This is a genomic window from Cupriavidus sp. D384, from assembly GCF_001652915.1.
GTDB lineage: Bacteria > Pseudomonadota > Gammaproteobacteria > Burkholderiales > Burkholderiaceae > Cupriavidus.
On the sequence record NZ_BBQI01000050.1, the window covers coordinates 26,250 to 45,644 of the forward strand.

The 19,395-nt window shown below is 64.5% G+C and carries 21 protein-coding genes; 13 read left to right on the forward strand and 8 right to left on the reverse strand.

The window, feature by feature from the left end; translation table 11 throughout:
• Nucleotides 1–29 precede the first annotated feature (29 nt).
• Nucleotides 30–215, forward strand: coding sequence for a rubredoxin (locus A9J21_RS13410; protein ID WP_066736329.1), 186 nt, complete (start codon nucleotides 30–32; stop codon nucleotides 213–215).
• Between the two features lie 14 nt (nucleotides 216–229).
• Here the strand turns inward: A9J21_RS13410 and A9J21_RS31950 are convergent, their stop codons facing one another.
• Together A9J21_RS31950 and A9J21_RS13415 are read right to left on the reverse strand one after the other, a co-directional pair.
• On the reverse strand, nucleotides 230–403 hold the full coding sequence (locus tag A9J21_RS31950; RefSeq protein WP_197497503.1) for a hypothetical protein: 174 nt from the start codon (nucleotides 401–403) through the stop codon (nucleotides 230–232).
• Between the two features lie 48 nt (nucleotides 404–451).
• A complete protein-coding gene (locus tag A9J21_RS13415; RefSeq protein WP_066736414.1) occupies nucleotides 452–634 on the reverse strand; it encodes a hypothetical protein in 183 nt (60 codons plus the stop codon).
• A 273-nt stretch (nucleotides 635–907) separates the two neighbouring features.
• Here A9J21_RS13415 and A9J21_RS13420 point away from each other — a divergent pair, with 273 nt between their 5' ends.
• The 7 genes from A9J21_RS13420 to A9J21_RS13450 all read left to right on the forward strand — a co-directional run bounded on the left by A9J21_RS13420 (nucleotide 908) and on the right by A9J21_RS13450 (nucleotide 7,630).
• Entirely contained in the window at nucleotides 908–1,411 is a 504-nt protein-coding gene (locus A9J21_RS13420) for a hypothetical protein (RefSeq protein WP_066736331.1), read from the forward strand.
• 294 nt (nucleotides 1,412–1,705) lie between these two features.
• Nucleotides 1,706–2,872, forward strand: a complete 1,167-nt coding sequence (locus tag A9J21_RS13425; protein WP_066736333.1) for a cytochrome c oxidase subunit II — start codon at nucleotides 1,706–1,708, stop codon at nucleotides 2,870–2,872.
• A gap of 15 nt (nucleotides 2,873–2,887) precedes the next feature.
• Nucleotides 2,888–4,645, forward strand: a complete 1,758-nt coding sequence (ctaD, locus tag A9J21_RS13430) for a cytochrome c oxidase subunit I (protein ID WP_066736334.1) — start codon at nucleotides 2,888–2,890, stop codon at nucleotides 4,643–4,645.
• On the forward strand, nucleotides 4,642–5,307 hold the full coding sequence (locus A9J21_RS13435) for a cytochrome c oxidase subunit 3 (RefSeq protein WP_404851374.1): 666 nt from the start codon (nucleotides 4,642–4,644) through the stop codon (nucleotides 5,305–5,307). Before ctaD ends, A9J21_RS13435 begins: the two co-directional genes overlap by 4 nt.
• A 13-nt stretch (nucleotides 5,308–5,320) precedes the next feature.
• Complete coding sequence (locus A9J21_RS13440; protein WP_066736336.1) at nucleotides 5,321–6,019, forward strand: heme-copper oxidase subunit III family protein; 699 nt, start codon at nucleotides 5,321–5,323, stop codon at nucleotides 6,017–6,019.
• A gap of 8 nt (nucleotides 6,020–6,027) precedes the next feature.
• Entirely contained in the window at nucleotides 6,028–6,384 is a 357-nt protein-coding gene (locus A9J21_RS13445; protein ID WP_066736337.1) for a cytochrome C oxidase subunit IV family protein, read from the forward strand.
• Between the two features lie 52 nt (nucleotides 6,385–6,436).
• Nucleotides 6,437–7,630, forward strand: a complete 1,194-nt coding sequence (locus A9J21_RS13450) for a DUF2252 domain-containing protein (protein ID WP_066736339.1) — start codon at nucleotides 6,437–6,439, stop codon at nucleotides 7,628–7,630.
• Nucleotides 7,631–7,715: 85 nt separating this feature from the next.
• On the opposite strand, the gene A9J21_RS13455 is transcribed toward A9J21_RS13450, so the two are convergent.
• On the reverse strand, nucleotides 7,716–9,143 hold the full coding sequence (locus tag A9J21_RS13455; RefSeq protein ID WP_066736416.1) for an NAD-dependent succinate-semialdehyde dehydrogenase: 1,428 nt from the start codon (nucleotides 9,141–9,143) through the stop codon (nucleotides 7,716–7,718).
• A gap of 248 nt (nucleotides 9,144–9,391) precedes the next feature.
• Here A9J21_RS13455 and A9J21_RS13460 point away from each other — a divergent pair, with 248 nt between their 5' ends.
• The 4 genes from A9J21_RS13460 (at nucleotide 9,392) to A9J21_RS13475 (ending at nucleotide 13,723) form a co-directional block, all read left to right on the forward strand.
• Nucleotides 9,392–10,849 (forward strand): MATE family efflux transporter, encoded by a 1,458-nt coding sequence (locus A9J21_RS13460; protein ID WP_066736341.1) that lies wholly within the window; start codon nucleotides 9,392–9,394, stop codon nucleotides 10,847–10,849.
• A 424-nt stretch (nucleotides 10,850–11,273) separates the two neighbouring features.
• A complete protein-coding gene (locus A9J21_RS13465; RefSeq protein WP_066736343.1) occupies nucleotides 11,274–11,735 on the forward strand; it encodes a tripartite tricarboxylate transporter TctB family protein in 462 nt (153 codons plus the stop codon).
• Nucleotides 11,736–11,748: 13 nt separating this feature from the next.
• The gene (locus A9J21_RS13470) at nucleotides 11,749–13,251 is read left to right on the forward strand and encodes a tripartite tricarboxylate transporter permease (protein WP_066736344.1); all 1,503 of its coding nucleotides are present in this window, start codon (nucleotides 11,749–11,751) and stop codon (nucleotides 13,249–13,251) included.
• Between the two features lie 184 nt (nucleotides 13,252–13,435).
• Nucleotides 13,436–13,723, forward strand: a complete 288-nt coding sequence (locus A9J21_RS13475) for a helix-turn-helix transcriptional regulator (RefSeq protein ID WP_066736345.1) — start codon at nucleotides 13,436–13,438, stop codon at nucleotides 13,721–13,723.
• Between the two features lie 74 nt (nucleotides 13,724–13,797).
• Here the strand turns inward: A9J21_RS13475 and A9J21_RS13480 are convergent, their stop codons facing one another.
• From A9J21_RS13480 to A9J21_RS13500, 5 genes are all read right to left on the reverse strand, one after another.
• Complete coding sequence (locus A9J21_RS13480; protein ID WP_066736346.1) at nucleotides 13,798–14,589, reverse strand: DUF4397 domain-containing protein; 792 nt, start codon at nucleotides 14,587–14,589, stop codon at nucleotides 13,798–13,800.
• A gap of 512 nt (nucleotides 14,590–15,101) precedes the next feature.
• Nucleotides 15,102–15,491 (reverse strand): BON domain-containing protein, encoded by a 390-nt coding sequence (locus A9J21_RS13485; protein WP_156545868.1) that lies wholly within the window; start codon nucleotides 15,489–15,491, stop codon nucleotides 15,102–15,104.
• Nucleotides 15,492–15,591: 100 nt separating this feature from the next.
• Nucleotides 15,592–17,607 carry a protein-L-isoaspartate(D-aspartate) O-methyltransferase gene (locus tag A9J21_RS13490; RefSeq protein WP_066736347.1) on the reverse strand — a complete coding sequence of 672 codons (2,016 nt, stop codon included), beginning with the start codon at nucleotides 17,605–17,607 and terminating at the stop codon, nucleotides 15,592–15,594.
• Between the two features lie 165 nt (nucleotides 17,608–17,772).
• Nucleotides 17,773–18,204, reverse strand: coding sequence for a PRC-barrel domain-containing protein (locus A9J21_RS13495; protein ID WP_066736349.1), 432 nt, complete (start codon nucleotides 18,202–18,204; stop codon nucleotides 17,773–17,775).
• A 76-nt stretch (nucleotides 18,205–18,280) separates the two neighbouring features.
• Nucleotides 18,281–18,826 carry a BON domain-containing protein gene (locus A9J21_RS13500; RefSeq protein WP_066736352.1) on the reverse strand — a complete coding sequence of 182 codons (546 nt, stop codon included), beginning with the start codon at nucleotides 18,824–18,826 and terminating at the stop codon, nucleotides 18,281–18,283.
• Between the two features lie 330 nt (nucleotides 18,827–19,156).
• On the opposite strand from A9J21_RS13500, the gene A9J21_RS13505 reads away from it, so the two are divergent.
• Entirely contained in the window at nucleotides 19,157–19,381 is a 225-nt protein-coding gene (locus A9J21_RS13505; protein ID WP_066736354.1) for a hypothetical protein, read from the forward strand.
• Nucleotides 19,382–19,395: the final 14 nt, after the last annotated feature.

Here is a 19,395-nt window from a genome sequence, read left to right on the forward strand (position 1 = left end):
TAAAAGTTTGACGATCAAAGGAGCGAGTGTTGGAGCAGGAAGCGATTGCCTACAAGACCTGGGTTTGCCTGATTTGCGGGTGGGTGTACGACGAGGAACAGGGCTGGCCCGAGGACGGCATTGTGCCCGGCACGCGCTGGGAAGATATCCCCGAAGACTGGCGTTGCCCGGAGTGCGACGTCAGCAAGGGCGACTTCTCGATGATCGAGATCTGAATCCCGCCCGGGATTCACGGCATGTGGGAGTGTCTTTGCCGCAACTCCCTGCACAGCCCGGCGCGCGCGCGCCGGCGTGCGCATCGCGTGTAGCGCATCCGGTAGGGATGGCTGCAGCGCCATAGCGCGGACGCCACGGTCAGGACCAGCAGCGCGGCCATCGCGGCAGCGAGCAGTGTCAGCGACATCGCGCCTCCTTCTCTCTCAAAGGCGCCTCACTCCCGAGCTACCGGCCGCTATATCAGCAGTGGCAGCGCTTCCAGCACGAGCACCCCCAGCAGTACCCCGATGATTGCGCCCGCGCAACGGCAACTGATACGCAGCGCCTTGGCGGCCACCGGGATCGCACCCATCGCCAACAGCCCGACGAGTGCCATGGGGATCAAAAATACAAGATCGTGCGCCTGAAGGTGAATCATGGCGGTCTCCTGTCTTGTTTCTTTCTGTTTCCAGTATAGGCCGTGGGTGGCGAATACAAGGCCGGAAGCGTCAGGGTTGTCCCGCAATGTTTGAAACGCTTGCAGAATTTCCTGCGTGCCGCGCATGTATCGCACAGGAAGCTTCTGTCAGGCAGCACGTGTGCCACGCCGCGCTGCACAACACGTGACCGGGCCCCAGCGTGCGCACGTGCCATGCCCGGTGTCCTATGCTGGACTCATGATGGCCATCATCGGTCACCAATGGAGGGAGCTATGGAACTTCACATGCATTCGCACCATTACGTGCGCCGCCTGCCCGACTGGTCTGCCGCCGCGGTATCGGGCCTGGCCGCGGGTGCGTTGCTGATCGTTGTGGAGATGTTCTGGTCGAGCATGGTGGCTGGCGTGCATCCGTGGGGCACCACTCGCCTGATCGCCGCCATCGTGATGGGGCGCGACGTGCTGCAGACGTCGATGTTCAGCGTCAGCACGGTGGCCGTGGCGCTGATCATTCACTTCGTGATCGGCATTGTGCTGGGCTGCGTGCTCTGTGCCCTGATCGCGCCGTTCCAGCTTGATTCCAGCGTGGGCATGTCGATGCTGGTGGGCGCAGCGTTCGGGGTGGTGGTCTACCTGTTCAACTTCTACGTGATGACGGCCGCCTTCCCCTGGTTTGTCGATGCGCGCGGCTGGCACACGCTGGTGGGGCACCTGATCTTCGGCATGTGCATCGCGCTGTGCTACTGGAAACTGGAATCGCGCGATGTCGTGCATTAGATACATCGTCATGTGATGCAATGCGTTGCGCGCACGGCATGGCCGGGCGCCACGGCCCGCGTGCGCCACGGATGGCAGTCGGGACCGGCAAGGTCCCCACTGCCATTTTTTTGCTGTGCCGCACGCGAGACACCGGGCGCACCGGCCCGCGAGCGGCGCCGAACGCGACGGCGCGTGTGTCGCCTTGCAGGGGCCTGAACCGATGCACTAGTCTTATTCCACGTGCGTGAACGGGCGCACCCGCCTGCCCCTGCCTTCCGGCCCGTTCCCTTGCGTGCGTAAGAGGAGGGGGACATGGCGATAGCGGTCGTGCTCGTCATCATGGTTGCCGCTTCGGTGCTCTTTCATTTCCTGAGCCCATGGTGGCTGACACCGCTGGCGTCCAACTGGCAACAGATGGACGACACGCTCACCATTACCCTCGTCATCACCGGCCTGTTCTTCGTCGGCATCAATTTGCTGCTGGGCTACATCGTCTGGCGCTTCCGGCATCGCGAAGGCCACCGCGCCGCCTACGAACCCGAGAACCGTCGGCTGGAGCACTGGCTGATCGGCCTCAGCGCGGTCGGCATCATGGCGCTGCTGGCACCGGGGCTGATCGTCTATGCCGACTATGTCAGGCCGCCTCACGAGGCGATGGCGATGGAGGTGGTGGGCCAGCAATGGCAATGGGCCTTCCGCTTTCCCGGCCGGGGTGGCGTACTCGGTACCACCGATCCGCGCTTCACCAGCGCCACCAATCCGATGGGGCTCAACCCGGATGACCCGAACGGCCAGGACGATGTGGTCGTACTGGGGCCGGAAGTCCACCTGCCGCTGAACCGGCCGATCAAGGTGCTGCTGAGATCGAAGGACGTGCTGCACGATTTCTACGTGCCGCCGTTCCGGGCGCGCATGAACATGGTGCCCGGCATGGTCACATCGTTCTGGTTCACGCCCACCCAGGCGGGCAAGTTCGACATCCTGTGCGCCCAGCTTTGCGGGGTGGGGCACTACAACATGCGCGGACATGTCGTGGTGGAGGATCTCGCGGCCTTCGATGCATGGCTGGCAAAACAGCAGACCTTTGCGATGACCCAGGCCAAGGCCGCGCAGCCGGCCGGACTGCCGGGCACCGGCGTGGCCGCCGGTTCGGGTGCCAGTGGCAGTGTCGAGCAGGGCCGGGCGCTGGCGCAGAGCAAGGGCTGCGTGGCATGTCACAGCATCGACGGCACACAGGGCGTGGGGCCAACGTGGAAGGGGCTGTTTGGCAGCACGCAGACGTTCACCGACGGCAGCAGCGCCACCGTCGACGACGCCTTCCTGAGAAAGGAAATCGAGGATCCGCAGGCGCGGGTGGTCAAGGGCTTCGGCCCGGTCATGCCGAAGCTGCCCGTGACCGACGCGGAAGTGGCGGCGCTGTCCGCCTATATCCATTCGCTGGGCTCCGGCGCCGGTGCGGCGCCCCAGGCCGGGAAATAGGCAAGGAGGGACACGATGGCCTACGCCGACGATGCCGCCCATCACGGCCCGCAAAGCTTCTGGGCACGCTACATCTGGAGCCAGGACCACAAGGTGATTGCCGTGCAATACACGCTGGTGGCGATCTTCGTGGGGCTGGTGGGCGTGGCGCTGTCCAATCTGATGCGCATGCAGCTGGGGTTTCCGGGCAAGTTCGATTTCATCGACGCCAATCGCTACTACCAGTTCGTCACCATGCACGGCATGATCATGGTGATCTACCTGCTGACGGCGCTGTTCCTGGGCGGATTCGGCAATTACCTGATCCCGCTGATGGTGGGAGCGCGGGACATGGTGTTCCCGTTCCTGAACATGCTCAGCTTCTGGGTTTACTTCCTGTCGGTGATCGTGCTGCTGACCAGCTTTTTCGTGCCTGGCGGGCCCACGGGCGCGGGATGGACGCTGTATCCGCCGCAGGCGATCCTGCCCGGAACGCCGGGGCACGAGTGGGGCATCATCCTGATGCTGGTCTCGCTGCTGATCTTCATCGTCGCGGCCACCATGGGCGGCCTGAACTACGTGACCACGGTGCTGCAGGCGCGCACCGAAGGCATGACGATGCTGCGCATGCCGCTGGCCGTGTGGGGCATCTTCATGGCCACCATCCTGGCGCTGCTGGCGTTTCCCGCGCTGTTCGTCTCCGGCGTGATGATGCTGCTCGACAAGGCGCTGGGCACCAGCTTCTTCATGCCCGCCATGGTATCGATGGGCCAGCAGCTCAACTACAAGGGCGGCAGCCCGCTGCTGTTTCAGCACCTGTTCTGGTTCTTCGGCCATCCCGAGGTGTATATCGTGGCGCTGCCGGCGTTCGGCATCGTCTCCGACCTGGTCAGCGTGCATTCGCGCAAGAGCATTTTCGGCTACCGCACGATGGTCTGGGCCATCCTGGCGATCGGGTTGCTGTCCGTGGTGGTCTGGGCGCACCACATGTTCGTGAGCGGCATGAACCCGTACTTCGGCTTCTTCTTCGCCACGACCACGCTGATCATCGCCGTACCCACGGCGATCAAGGTGTACAACTGGGTCATCACGCTGTGGCGTGGCGATATCCATTTCACGGTGCCGATGCTGTTTGCCATCGCGTTCATCAGCACCTTCGTGATTGGCGGCCTGACCGGGCTGTTCCTTGGCAACGTCAGCGTCGACATACCGCTTTCCAACACCTATTTCGTGGTGGCGCACTTTCACATGGTGATGGGGGTGTCGCCAATCCTGGTGGTATTTGGCGGCATCTACCACTGGTATCCGAAGGTGGCCGGACGCATGCTCAACGACACCATGGGCCGCATCCATTTCTGGGTGACGTTCGTGGGCACCTATGCCATCTTCTTCCCGATGCACTACCTGGGCATCATGGGCATGCCGCGCCGCTACTACGCATGGGACAACTACAGCTTCATCCCGGAGTCGGCGCACACGATGAACATGTATATCTCCCTGGCTGCCTTCGTAGTGGCGGCGGCCCAGCTACTGTTCGTCTTCAACCTGTTCTGGAGCCTGCGGCACGGTCATGCGGCCGGGGGCAACCCGTGGCGCGCCGCGTCGCTGGAATGGCAGACCCCACAGACGCCACCCGTGCACGGCAACTGGGGGCCGCATCTGCCCGTGGTGTACCGCTGGGCCTATGCGTACAGCGTGCCGGGCGCCAGCGAGGACTTTATCGCGCAGAATGCGCCACCCGATGCCGGCGGGGCCGAGCCCGAGCCGCATCCCAGCCGGGGAGCCGTTGCATGAATGCCGATCCGATGGCCGCCGACGCCAGCGCCGGTGTGTTTCGCGTATCGCCCGATTCGCCCGGCAGCGGCGCGGGCGGCGATGCCATGCATGGACATGGCCAGCGCGCGCCGGGCAGCACCGGGCTGTGGGTCTTCATGGGCGTGGTGACGGCGCTGTTCACGCTGTTCCTGGCGGCATACATCATGCGCATGGATAGCCCCGACTGGCACCAGATCGCCTTGCCCTGGCAGGTCTGGTTGTCGACCGTGTTGCTGGCGACGGCCAGCGTGTCGATGGCGGTGGCGTCGCGGGCGGCCGGGGCCGGACGGATGGCGCGGGCGCGCGGGGCGCTGCGCCTGGGCGGACTGGGCGCGCTGGCGTTCGTGGGCTCGCAGCTCTGGGCGTGGGCGGCGCTGTACGCCGCGCATGTGGTGCCGGCCGGCAATCCCGCCGGCAGCTTCTTCTATTTGCTTACGGCGATGCACGGCCTTCACATGATCGGCGGGCTCGTGGGCTTTGCGTTTGTGGCGTTCGACCGTGGCAGCGGCACGCGTACCCAGGTGCGCATCGGTCTTTGCGCACGTTACTGGCACTTCCTGCTGGCAGTGTGGGTCGTGCTGCTGGCAGCGCTGGCCTGGCTGACGCCCGAGGTCGTCAACTACATCTGCGGCCGGGGATGAGGGAGGTACACCGATGAGTTCGCAACTCTCCACGCCGGTGGCGTCGCCGCACGATCACCCACCGGGCGGCCTGCGCGGCCTGGTCGCAGACTGGTCTTCGGATCAGCGCGCGTTCAAGGTGTCATGGGGCAAGGCGATGATGTGGATATTCCTGCTGTCCGACACCTTCGTCTTCAGTTGTTTCCTGACCGGCTACATGACCGTGCGAATCTCGACCACGGTGCCCTGGCCGAACGTGGCCGAACTTTTCGGCATGAACATCGGCGGCCGGCAGGTGCCCATGCTGCTGATCGCGATCATGACGTTTACGCTGATCACCAGCAGCGGCACGATGGCCATGGCGGTGAACTGCGCCTATCGGCGCGACCGGATGAACTGCGCCAAGCTGATGTTCGTGACGGCGTGGCTGGGGGAAGTCTTCGTCTGCATGCAGGCATTCGAATGGACCAAGCTCATCGTCCTGGAAGGCGTGAGGCCGTGGGGCAACCCGCATGGTGCCGCGCAATTCGGTTCCGTGTTCTTCATGATTACGGGATTCCACGGCTTTCACGTGACGTGTGGCGTGATCTACCTGCTGGTGATCGCCAGCAAGGTGCTTCGCGGCCATTACGACATCAGCGGCAACTACCAGCCGGTGGAGATCGCCGGACTGTACTGGCACTTCGTGGACCTGGTCTGGGTCTTCATTTTCGCGCTGTTCTACCTGTGGTGAGGCGCATCATGGCATCGACACCAACCCAAGCGGCACCGCACGCCGAGCCGGCCCAGGAGCACGGCGGGCAGTCGCATTCGATCAGGCTGTACCTGAAGGTCTGGCTGCTGCTGTTCGTGCTGTCCACCATGTCGTACATGGTGGACTACTTCAACCTGACGGGCCACCTGCGCTGGTTCCTGCTTCTGCTGTTCATGGTGCTCAAGGCCGGACTGATCATCGCCGTGTTCATGCATATGGCCTGGGAACGCATGGCCCTGATCTGCGCGATACTGCTGCCGCCACTGTGCCTGCTCGTACTGGTATGGCTCATGGCGGCCGAAGCGGATTACACTTTCCTGACCCGCGGCGCATTTTTCCGCTAGTGTCCACCGGCCGGCGGCGGGCGCCGCGACGTATCCACCCCGGACCTCGCCTATGCACGCCGTCACCGAAAGCATCCTGCTCTACAACCATGGCCGTGATCCAGACCGGCTGACCATGAAGCTTGCCGCCATCGCGGCGGAGCCATTCGCGTTCTTTCGTGGCACCAACCATCTCTACGCGGCGTCGCTGCGAGGCGAGATCGGGCTCGATGCGCCGCGCACCTACGTTTGCGGCGACCTGCATGTGGAGAATTTTGGTTCCTTCAAGGGCGACAACGGGCTGGTGTACTTCGACCTGAACGATTTCGACGATGCGCTGGTGGCGCCATTCACCGTGGATGCCGTACGCATGCTGTCGAGCGTACTGGTGGCCGCCCACCAATATGGGCTGTCCGAAGCGGATGCGCGCGTGGCGTGCGCCAACATGCTGGGCGAGTATACGCATACGCTGCGCACCGGCAAGCCGCGCTGGATCGAACGCGCCACGGCAACCGGACTGGTCGCCACGTTGCTGCGGCAGGTGAAGCGCCGACGGCGCGGAGCGCTGCTGGCGGCGCGTACCGTGATGCGCGGCGGGCGCCGGCGGCTCAACGTCGACCGGCGGGCGCTGCGTGCAGACCGTGATCAGCGTGATCGCGCCGCGCACATCCTCGCCATCTACTCGCAGCAGGAGCATCACGGCCATCGCTTTACCGGGGAAGACGTCGCCCGCCGCGTGGCCGGGGTGGGCAGCCTTGGGCTGGAGCGCTACGTCGTGCTGGTGCATGACACGCAACTGCCCACGTCACGCCGGCTTGTCGATATCAAGCGTGCGGCGCCCAGCGCCTGGGTGGACATGCAACGTCACCAGCCGCACTGGAGCAGCGACGCCCAGCGCGTGGTCACATCCCAGCAGATCATGCAGGCGGCGTCGCCAGCGCTGCTGTCGTATGTGGCGCTGGATCGGCGCGAGTCGTTCGTCGTCAAGAGCCTGCAGCCAACCACCGATCGCGTGGACCTGGCGCATTGCCGCAACAAGGTGGCGTTGCTCGATGTACTCGGCACCATGGCGCGTGCGGCGGCGTGGGCGCACCTGCGTGGCTGCGGCCATCAGGCGGCGGACCGGATCGAGAAGCTGCAGGACTACGCCGCGGGCGGTCGCTGGCAGTCCATGGCGCTACGGCTGGCGCGGCATGGGCGCGACGTGTCGCTGGCGCAGTGGAAGATCTACGCAGAGGACTACCGGAAGGCGAAAGGCGGGAAGTAGCCAGGCGGAGGGCGACGCAGGCGACGGTACGGCAGAAGGGGCGGGATGCCCCTCTCCCGCAGGCGGGAGAGGGGTAAGGCAAGGCTTAGACCTGCGTAATGAATTTCGTCACCAGGTAGCCGTCAAAGGTCTCCTGGCCGCCTTCGCTGCCGATGCCCGAATCCTTGATGCCGCCGAACGGCGTTTCCGACAGCGCCATGCCGAAGTGGTTGATGTTGACCATGCCGGCTTCCAGGCCGTTCGAGACCTGGTGGGCCGTCTTCAGCGAGTTCGTGAACACGTACGACGCCAGGCCAAACGGCAGGCTGTTGGCGCGACGCAGCACTTCCTCGGTGTCCTTGAAGCGCGTCACCGGCGCCACCGGGCCGAACGGCTCGTCCACCATCAGCTTGGCGTCGTCGGGCAGATCGGTCACCACGGTCGGGGCGAAGAAGAAGCCCTTGTCGCCGATGCGCGAGCCGCCGGCCACGATCTTGCCGCCGCGATGGCTGGCGTCATCCAGGAACTGTTCCATCGAGGCAATGCGGCGCTCGTGCGCCAGCGGGCCCATCTGGGTGCCGTCGTCCAGGCCGTTGCCGACCTTGATCGATCCGATCACCTCGGTAAAGCGCGCCAGGAAGCGGTCGTACGCTTTTTCCTGGACGTAGAAGCGCGTCGGCGATACACAGACCTGGCCGGCATTGCGCAGCTTGAAGCGGGCCAGCATCTCGGCAGCCGGCTCGATATCGGCGTCGTCGAACACCAGCACCGGCGAATGGCCGCCCAGTTCCATCGTCACGCGCTTCATGTGGGCGCCGGCCATGGCGGCCAGCTGCTTGCCCACCGGCACCGAGCCCGTGAACGAGATCTTGCGCACGATCGGCGACTCGATCAGGTAGGTGGACACTTCGCTGGGCACGCCCCAGACGATGTTCAGCACGCCCGGGGGCAGGCCTGCATCGTGGAACAGGCGGGCCAGTGCCACCACGGCGCTGGGCGAATCCTCGGGCCCTTTCAGGATCAGCGTACAGCCGGCGCCGATGGCCGCCACGATCTTGCGGATGGCCTGGTTGAACGGGAAATTCCATGGCGTGAACGCTGCGCAGACGCCAATCGGCTCGCGCACCACGATCTGGCGCACATTGGGGTTGCGCGGCGGAATCACGCGGCCGTAGATGCGGCGGCATTCCTCGGCGTGCCATTCGGCGTGCTCGGCGCAGATGGTGACTTCGGCCACGGCTTCGGCCAGCGGCTTGCCCTGGTCCAGCGTGATATCGCGGCCGATTTCCCTGGCGCGCGTGCGGGTCAGTTCCGCCACGCGGCGCAGAATGGCCGAGCGCTCCAGCGGCGAGGTCTTCTTCCACGTCTCGAAGGCACGCTGGGCGGCGGCCAGCGCGCGGTCCAGGTCGGCCTTGCTGGCGTGGGGCAGCTTGCCAAGCAGTTCCTGGGTGGCCGGGTTGATGACGTCCTGCTCGCGCCGGTCGCCTCCCTTGACGAATTCTCCATCGATGTAGAGGGCGAGATCCTGGTACACCATGCGTGTCTCCTGTGCGGGTTGGGACGGCGCGCCGGCCGGCGGCCGCGAACGATCGGTCGGAAAAACGCAAGCTTAACGCTTCGGGCCGGATTGCGCACAGAGATGATGGTTGGCCGATAATGCGGATTGCCGGTGGCACGGGGCCGGGCCGCGAACTAGACTGACGGGTCTGCCGCCTGCTTGTTGCTCATCCACCCCTCCCGCGCGAGCCGTTCGTGTTGCAGCGCGGCAAAACCGATTTCCCTATGAAGCCCGATGCCAGACTGACCACCGGCCCGATTGGCCGGACGTTGCTGATGTTCTCGCTGCCCGTGCTGGGCAGCAACATCCTCCAGTCGCTGAACGCCTCGATCAACTCCGTATGGGTCGGCCGTTACCTGGGCGAGGCGGCGCTGACCGCCACGTCCAATGCCAACATCATCCTGTTCTTCCTGCTGGGCGTGGTGTTCGGCATCAGCATGGCCAACACGATCATGATCGGCCAGGCCATCGGGGCGCGCGATATCGATGAGGCACGCCGGGTGGTGGGCACCAGCACCACGTTCTTCGTGGGGTTGTCGGTGCTGGCCGCGGCGCTGGGTTTTGTCTTCACGCCGCAGATCCTGGCGGCGATGCAGACGCCGCTAGACGCCGCGCCGCTGGCCGTGATCTACCTGCGCATCATCTTCGTGGCGCTGCCGTTCATGTATTTCTACAACTTCGTGATGATGACGCTGCGCGGTGCAGGCGACTCGCGCACGCCGTTCTATTTCATGCTGCTGTCGGCGGTACTCGACGTGGTGCTGAACCCGGTGCTGATCTTCGGCGTGGGCCCGATCCCGGCGCTTGGCATTGCCGGGTCCGCCCTGGCAACGCTGATCGCGCAGATGACCTGCCTGGTGGCGATGATCGTGCTGCTCTACCGCCGCAAGCACTTCCTGCTGCTGCATCGCACGCAACTGGCGCTGCTGAAGCCCGATACGGCCATCCTCAGGGCGCTGGTCGCCAAGGGCCTGCCGATGGGGCTGCAGATGGTGGTGATCTCGTCGTCGGCCATCGTGATGATGTCACTGGTCAACGGCTACGGATCGCAGACCACGGCCGCCTATGGCGTGGCGTCGCAGTTGTGGACGTATGTACAGATGCCGGCGCTGGCCGTCGGGGCCAGCGTGTCGTCGATGGTGGCGCAGAACGTAGGGGCGGGCCTGTGGGCGCGCGTGTCGCGCATCACGCAGGTGGGCCTGCTGTTCAACGTGCTGATGACCGGCGCGCTCGTGGCGCTGGTCTACCTGTTCAACCGCCATTCGCTCGGCATCTTCCTGGGCGACGACAGCGTGGCGATCGAGATCGCGCAGCATATCAACCGGGTGGTGCTCTGGTCGTTCATCCTGTTCGGATTCACCATCGTGGTGTTCGGCACGGTGCGGGCAACCGGCGCGGTGATGGCGCCGCTGGTCATCCTGTTTATCTCGATGTGGGTGATCCGGCTGCCGTTCGCATGGGGCCTGGCAAAGCATGTCGGGGCCGAATCGATCTGGTGGAGTTTCCCGCTGGGGTCGGTGGTTTCGGTGGTGCTGGCCTTCCTTTATTACCGGTTCGGCAACTGGAAGCGCAGCCATATCCTGCCCGCCACGCCGCACCCGGAAGCGGTGGGACAGGCGCCCGACACCAGCATGGGATGCCCATGCGAGGACGTCGACGCCGGTGCCGAAGCAGTCCGCTGAACAACATGACGCATGCACACATAAACCAGGCGGTCTGCATGACCACACATATGACCTCTGTCTGCCGCCGCCCGGCGCGCCTGTAAGCAAGTCGAAAGCTGCGCGATGCCCCGCCGCCGCGCAGCCGCCTCACTGCGCGGTCTTTCCTTTCATTCGTCTTTCTGCCACGCCTTTCAATTGCCTTGCGTCGACGCATTCGCGGCGCGGTAAATACATCACAACGTGATGTATTGCAATAGGATGGCTGCTGAAGCAGGTATCGGGAAATACCCTAAACCCCAGACAAATGAAAGGCGGCTGAAAGTTCCCATTTTTATCGTTCGTCCCATCGCGTCGAACGTGTCCGCACTCGCGCGTTCGCAGCGTGGCCTGCCAGAGCCGGCGATCCACGCGTACCGCTTTCACAACTTTGAGGAGAATCGTTTTGCGCATACGCAGCCAAAAGGACTTTGCCTCCGGCCTGATGTTCGTTCTGGTCGGCCTGGGCTTTTCCTTCGTCGCTCGCGGCTATTCCATGGGAACAGCCGCCAAGATGGGTCCTGGATACTTCCCGTTCCTGCTCGGGCTGGTGCTTGCACTGCTGGGTGCGGTCGTGACGATCGGGGCCCTGTCGTCCAAGGGTGAGAAAGACCAGCTGGCCCGCTGGGACCTGAAGATCCTGCTGTGGATCCTGGGTTCCGTCGTGCTGTTCGGCCTGCTGCTCAAGCCGCTCGGCATGGTGCTGTCGGTGTTTGTGCTGGTGATCGTGTCGTCGATGGCCAGCCATGAGTTCAGCTGGAAGGGCGCGCTGCTCAACAGCGTCGTGCTCGTGCTGATCAGCATGGGCGCGTTCGTGTACGGCATCAATCTGCAGATGCCGGTGTGGCCTGCCTTCATCACCGGCTAAGGAGTCGCCCCAAATGGAATTGTTTGAACACCTTGCCCTGGGCTTCTCCACGGCACTGACCCTGCAGAACCTGGCATACGCCTTCCTGGGCTGCGTGCTGGGTACGCTGATCGGCGTGCTGCCGGGCCTCGGGCCTCTGGCTACCATCGCCATGCTGCTGCCGGTGACGTACTCGCTGCCCCCGGTGGCCGCGCTGATCATGCTGGCCGGTATCTACTACGGCGCGCAGTACGGTGGTTCCACCACCGCCATCCTGGTGAACCTGCCGGGTGAATCGTCGTCCGTGGTGACCACCATCGACGGCTACCAGATGGCACGGCGCGGCCGCGCTGGCGTGGCGCTTGCCACCGCCGGTATCGGTTCGTTCTTCGCAGGCTGCGTGGCTACGCTGATCCTGGCTGCCTTCGCAACGCCGCTGTCGGAACTGGCATTCAAGTTCGGTCCCGCCGAGTACTTCTCGCTGATGGTGCTGGGCCTGATCGGTGCCGTGGTGCTGGCTTCGGGCTCGCTGCCCAAGGCTGTGGCGATGATCGTGCTGGGCCTGCTGATGGGCCTGATCGGTACCGACGTGAACTCGGGCGCTGCGCGCTTCTCGTTCGACGTGCCCGAACTGACCGACGGCATCGATTTCGTGGCGCTGGCAATGGGTATGTTCGGTTTCGCGGAAATCATCGCGAACCTGGAGCAGAAGGAAGCCCGCGAGACGTTCACGAACAAGGTGACGAACCTGTTCCCGACCCGCGACGACTTCCGGCGCATGATCCCTGCCGTGCTGCGTGGCACGATGCTGGGTTCGGCACTGGGTATCCTGCCGGGCGGCGGTGCGGCACTGGCTTCGTTTGCAGCCTACTCGCTGGAAAAGAAGACCTCGAAGTACGCACACGAGTTTGGCAAGGGCGCCATCGAAGGCGTGGCAGGTCCGGAATCGGCCAACAACGCCGCGGCACAGACCTCGTTCATCCCGCTGCTGACGCTGGGCATTCCGCCCAACGCCGTGATGGCGCTGATGGTGGGCGCGATGACGATCCACAACATCCAGCCGGGCCCGCAGGTCATGACCAGCAACCCGTCGCTGTTCTGGGGCCTGATCGCCTCGATGTGGATCGGCAACCTGATGCTGATCATCCTGAACCTGCCGATGATCGGTATCTGGGTGAAGCTGCTGACCGTGCCGTATCGCTTCCTGTACCCGGCCATTCTGACGTTCTGCTGCATTGGCGTGTACTCGGTCAACAACCAGACCTTCGACGTGTTCATGGCGGCCGCCTTCGGTGTGATCGGCTACCTGTTCCTGAAGCTCAAGTGCGAGCCGGCTCCGCTGTTGCTGGGCTTCGTGCTGGGACCGATGATGGAAGAAAACTTCCGCCGTACGCTGCTGCTGTCGCGTGGCGAGTTCACGGTGTTCTTCACCCGTCCGCTGTCGGTGGGTCTGCTGATTGCTGCAGCCGCACTGGTGGCCGTGGTGGCGCTGCCGTCGATCAAGGCGAAGCGCGAAGAAGCGTTCCAGGAAGAATAACGCTCCGTGGCGTTCCTGAACCATCGCGCCGCCCAGGCGGCGCGAAACTAGCAAGCTTTCGGGGTGCCACTGCGTGCACCCCGTTTTTTTAGCCATTGAAGAAGAGGAGCCTGGCTGCGTCAGCAGTCTCGGGCTGCGCATGATGATTAGACTTACCGCACCTTTGGCTGCGTCACCTGCGCCTATGAAAACGCCTTCGCTCGACCGGGTCGTTTCCCGGCTGTACATCCTGAAGCTGGTGCAGGCCAGCCCATCCACGGTGTTCAACCTGATGGAGCGTCTGCGCGACCGGGGAATAGACAAGAACATCCGTGCGCTGCGCCCCATCCTGCGCAGCCTGATGATGGCGCGCGCCATTACCGCCGAGCTGGTGGAAGGCAATGGTCGTGTCTACACGATCACCGATCAGGGCCGGGCGGAACTTGACGCCTACCTGTCGCACCTCGACGTGCTGAAGCGCGAGGAAGCGTAAGGCGACTGCGCCTGTACACAATAGAAAATGCCCCGGTGCCGCAAGGGCACCGGGGCATTGCCGGCGGGCCGCGATTACTGCGCCGCCGTCTGCGTCACCAGTTCCTGGGCCGTCGCATTGCTGGTGTTGCTTTGCGCCACCAGTACCTTGATCTTGTTCGGCACCACCGCGCCAAAGCCGTCGGCCGGGATCGTGGTGATCAGCCAGTCGGCATTCTTGCTGATGGTCAGCGCACCGGAATCGAAGATCACCGTCTTCGTGCCCGCCGTCGTGATGCGCAGGCGATAGGTGCCGCCATCCACATACTGCGAATCCTGGCCCGATGCCGGCACGGCGGCCTTGTACCGCACCGAGGCCATGTTCGGCTGCACCGAGTTCAGGTCCACGGCCGGCGTCGTCAGGTACACGTCGATGTTCTGCGCATTGATCGACGCATTGAACGTCCGCACCCGTGCCGAGGTATCCAGCAGGCCCTTGCCGTACGGGTCGTCGATCTGCGCCACGTCGGCTGCCGTGGTGCCGGGCAGGGCGATCACGGTGTACTTGTGACCGGTATGCGCGTCAACTGTGGTAGCGCCGATCTGTGTCGACGTACCGGTCAGGTTGAACGCGAACAGGTTGTTGCCCGTGGATACATCGAAGTAGCCGGACACGGTCTTGTACGGGATGTTCTGCAGCGATGTCAGTGCGCCGTTCTGCAGCACGTCCACATTGGGGCCAGCCGTGACCGCATGGATCACGCGCACCGACGGCTTGCTGACGCCGATGCGGTCATCGATGCCGTCGTCGCCGCCACCGCAGGCCGCGAGGACCGCCGTGGTTGCCAGCGCCAGTCCCAGAATGATCCTTTTCCTGAATTGCGTCATGTGTTCACCTCTTTTCCGTTTGAAGTTCAGGGAGCGAGCGAGACATGCTGAGACGACGTTGCTGCCAGAGGAAGTCGTCGTTTCGTGCGATGCGCGCCGCGCTCGGCAATCGTGATGCGGGTTGCAGCTGGCAGCCTTGTGTCATTGCGCTTGCCGTGATGAAACGATAGGCATCCGGGAAAAAGGGAGACAGACGCGGGGCTCCGAAATCAATGTCGGAGGAATCCCACAATTCGGTTGCAAAGCTGACACACGAGCGTACGTTTCAAACGCAGCGCCGCCCCATGCTGCGGCATGTCAAAGAGGCAAAAAAAAACGGGCCGCAACAGCGCTGCGACCCGCCTCGCACGATAACTGCAAGGGTCAACCGGAACGAGCACCCGCATGCCTCCCACAGCTTCGTCTGCATCGTCAGACGAATGACCAGCCTGATGGGCGAGCGCCGCGAACGGGACCGTGCCGCTCCTGTCCGGATTCCGGTCTATCCGTACGGCGACAGCGGCATCATGGGTTCAACGCGCACTTCGGGCTACCCGTAGTTCGTCCGACACGGCGCTGACGCCGCGCACATCCTTGGCTGCCTTCAGTGCAGCGGCACGCTGTGATTCGTCGCGAATCGCGCCCTGCAGGCGCACGACCCCGTCGACCGAACGCACGTCGATACGCGATGCGTCCAGGCCACCTATCCCGGCCAGCGCCTGCCTGACGTCGACCATGATGGTTTCGTCAGTCGCGGCGGCCGTATCGCGCGGCGCTGCCGTGCGGCCGGTCGATGAAGGAATGCTGGCGTCCGCGCCAGCGGCGGTCGCGATATGCGGCAGCGACCAAAGTGCGCTTGCCACGGGCACCATGCAGATCACAAGGCGGCGTAGCGCGCGGTGTTGAGAGCGGAAGTCCATCATGATGTCCTCCGGTGGTTGCACCGCTTTTCTTCAAGCAACATTCGTGCGATGCGGCGCATGCGAGGCGCGCAAGCCGGAGGCGACGGGGAGAACGACAATCCTAGAGGCCAAAGGGCCACGTCTCGGGCATGCCTCCTGCGTTTTCAGTGGCTGCAGGCAATGGGGTAAGCGCCGTGGTCTCCTCGAACCAGATCCATGCATCGAACTGCTCAGGCAGCACGGCGCGCGCATAGTGGCTGACGCGTTCGGTATCGGGCCGGTAGATGACGCCGATAAAGCGCTCCTGATGCGGCGTCATCAACGCGGCCCGCAGTGCTGCGCTGGCTGATGCCACATTGGCGCGCAGATCCACGAATGCGCGCGGCACGCCGGCTTCGCAGGCAATGAAAGCGTAGCTATCGGTCCGAGCGGGCAACACGCGCTTGATCTCCATCGGTCCATCCCAGTCCGATGCGGCGGCCACGGTGCCGGTGTAGGTATCCTGGCCGATCAGTGCAGCGTGGGCGCCAAAGCGCTGGCGGCACAACTGGCCGATATTCAGCTCGTCCCGATCCGTACCCATGGCAGTGGCGGCCGCGTTGCCAATATGCGAGTTGTGGGCCCAGACCACCGCCCTGGCTTGCTGGCCGTGCGCATCGAGCAGGCGGGTCAGCACATCGAACATGTGGGTGTCGCGCAGGTTCCAGCTTGCGGCGGCGCCGTAGTACATCAGGCGGTAGTACTGTTCCGCCGAGGCAACCAGCCGTGCGTTCTGGGCCGCGTCGAAGTAGTCTTCGAATCCGTGGCTGCCATAGTCGATGCGTTGTGCCCGCAGCGATTGCAGTTGTGCGATCACTGCGTCTTCACAGGCCGAGTAGGCGCCTGACAGCACCGCGCGCCCGTAGACCGAAGGCCGCTGCCGCCACGGATCCAGGCAGGCGTAGCGCTGGCGGGCCTCTGCCGCGGCTGCCGGGTCCACCTTGTCGAGGTAGGCCAGTACCGATGCCATCGACGCCTTCATGCTGTAGAGGTCCAGCCCGAAGAAACCGGCGTGTGCCAGCGCGGGCCGCTGTGCGTTGTAGCCGTGCAGCCATTGCACGAATGCGGCTACCTCTGTATTGCGCCACATCCACGTGGGAAAGCGCGAGAACGGCGCGAATGCCTCGGTGCTGCTATCGACGGACTGGACAGACTGGCTGCCTCCCAGGCCCGGCCGCTGGCGCACGTAACGGTCGATTGCGGCCGCGTCGGGCCAGTCGGCTTCCACCGCGACAATGGAAAAGCCATGCCGTTCGATCAGCCGCTGGGTGGCGCGGGCGCGCGCGCGATAGAACTCGGAGGTGCCGTGCGACGACTCGCCCAGCAGCACCACCTTGCAATCGGCGAAGCGGTCGACCCATTCGGCAAAATCAGGATCGTCGATGTCGGGAAGCGGGAGGGCGGCGTCGGCAAACGCCCGCGCTGCCGGGCTCATGTTTGGCGCGCGGGGGTCTTCCCACCCGTGTTCGCCAATCAGCGGCACGAACATGACCTCGCCGAGATCGTCGCGCGTCAGGCGCCCATTTGCCTCGCGAACGACGCGCACCAGCGTCTGGCGTGAATGCAGCGCGCCCAGCGGCATCACCAGCGTGCCGCCTGGCGCCAGTTGCGCGATCCAGTTATCGGGAATACGTGGGCCGCCGGCCGCGGCGATGATGGCGTCGTACGGTGCGCCGTCCGGCCAGCCCAGTGTGCCGTCCGCAATGTGCACGTCCACGTTCGACAGGCCAAGCCCGGCCAGCCGCCTCGCTGCGGCATTCGCCAGCGCGCCATGTCGTTCCACTGTGTCGACGTGGGCAGCAATGCGCGCCATGATGGCGGCGGCATAGCCCGACCCGGTGCCAATCTCCAGCACCCGTGCCGCAGGGGTCAGCCGGGCAGCTTCGATCATGCGGGCGACGATATACGGCTGCGAAATGGTCTGGCCCTGTCCGATGCCCAGTGGCGCATCGTCGTAGGCACTCGGCCGGGCCGATTCCGGTACGAACTGCTCGCGCGGCACGTCGCCCATGGCGTGCAGGACTTGGGCGTCTACGACGCCGCGTCGACGCAACTGCAGTTCCACCATATTGCGGCGGCGATCAGCGGCAGTATCCATACGTGACCCCGTGGCCTGCCGCAGGCTGCCTTACCGGCGTTTGAATCACCGGCTTGTAAGGCGTGCCGCAGCGGGTAGATCCGCACGTCGCCCGGGTTCGCGCACCCGTGGCATACAGGTGCGCGATGCCGCAGGATGCCAAATGCGGCACCCCGTGCGGGTTGGCTATATCGTGCCGCCAACATCGGTCCAGTACGGATCGCGTCCGTAGTACTCGTGGACGGTTGTAGCCCACTGCGGGTCGGCCATGCGCGGCCAGCTATCCTTGTTGAAGCCTGGAGCATCCTTGATGCGGTCGGCCGTCAGCCCCAGCCGGAAACACTTGGCGTCGGTGTCCATTACCAGCGCGCTCCAGGGAATGGCGTGGAGCGTATCGCCAATGCCCAGAAAGCCGCCAGTGGTCAGCACCGCGTAGGCGACCCGACCGCCTTGTACGTCGATCATGATCTCCTTGATCTCGCCAACGTGCTCGCCGTCGGACGAATAGACCTTGGTGTCGTCCAGGCTCGAAGCGGCCATGACTTCGGGGCCGGGGCCGTCACCAACGCCTGAGCCAACAATGCCGGCGCCCCGTGAGGAAGAGAGATTGGATGCCATTGCAGTCTCCTGTGATGTGCAATCGGAAACCACCGTGGCGCAACAAGCGTGCCCGTGGATCTGGCCTTTCAGGCCGTTATGCCAAGGTCGCCAGTTCCAGCTGGTTGCTGATCTCGTACGACGGCAGGCACTCGTGCGCAGCATGCTCTATGCGGGCTCTCGTTTCCGCGTCATGCACGCGGCCGCTCAGCACGCAGACGCCGTCCGCCAATGTTGCCTTGACGGTGCCGGGGTCGACCCATTGCGCCAGGCGCTCGTCAAGTACCTCACGCTGCTGGATATCGCTCAGCGGTGCCACGGGGCGCATGTCGTCGTTGTCGTATTGCCCGAGCGAAGCGGGCCCGGGCAACGGACGCGTGGCTTGGGCCAGCGATGACGGCAGCGCGGACTTGCGGGGCGCGGTGCCATACATCCCGTGTTGTTCGATGCCGGCCGGCTCGGTGGTGCCGCACGGTGCGTAGCGCGGCGTAGGGGAGTTGTCCAGGTGAGCGGGCATGGCCTGTTCGTACTGGCACTTGCGATGATCGTCACTCACGCCGCTGTGCCCGCCATAGCGATGGTTGGTCAGCGGCTGACTGGCGTGGCGGGCGGCTTGCGTGTCTTTGGTTGGCGTATCGCTCATGGTCGCATTCCTCATGCATGGCATCCGAAGGGCTCCAAGCGACGCATCGAGCGTGCCAAGCCACTTCGGGCGCGCCCGAAGCCTCGGATGCAGCCGTTGCGCGTACATCTGACGGCAACAGGGAGATTTTTACTGCCCGGTACCGGATTCGCAGGGCGCCACGTATGGCGCACAACACCTGCGCGGGACCGTCACGTGGCGGCGACGCTGCGGGCACCGATGACCGTTGCGGGCCGCAGCGGCGGTGGGTAGCCACCCGGCACGGCCGTTGCGAGCATCGTGCAGACCCTTCATCCACTCATCCTTCATCCATCCATTGGGAGACAAGGCATGGAACCACGCAAGCTGATCGCAATGACAGCGGCGGCGCTCTGCATGGGCGCCGCGTATGCGCAGACAGGAACCGGTGTCGGCGCGGCAGGCACCACCGGCGGTACCACGGGCGCCACAAGTCCTGGCACAGGCGGCAGCATGGGTGGCAGCACCTCGGGTGGCGCCACGGGCGGCGGCATGGGCGGCGGCATGGGCGGCAGCGCTGGCGGCGGTGCGCGATAAGCCGGGGAGCCAGG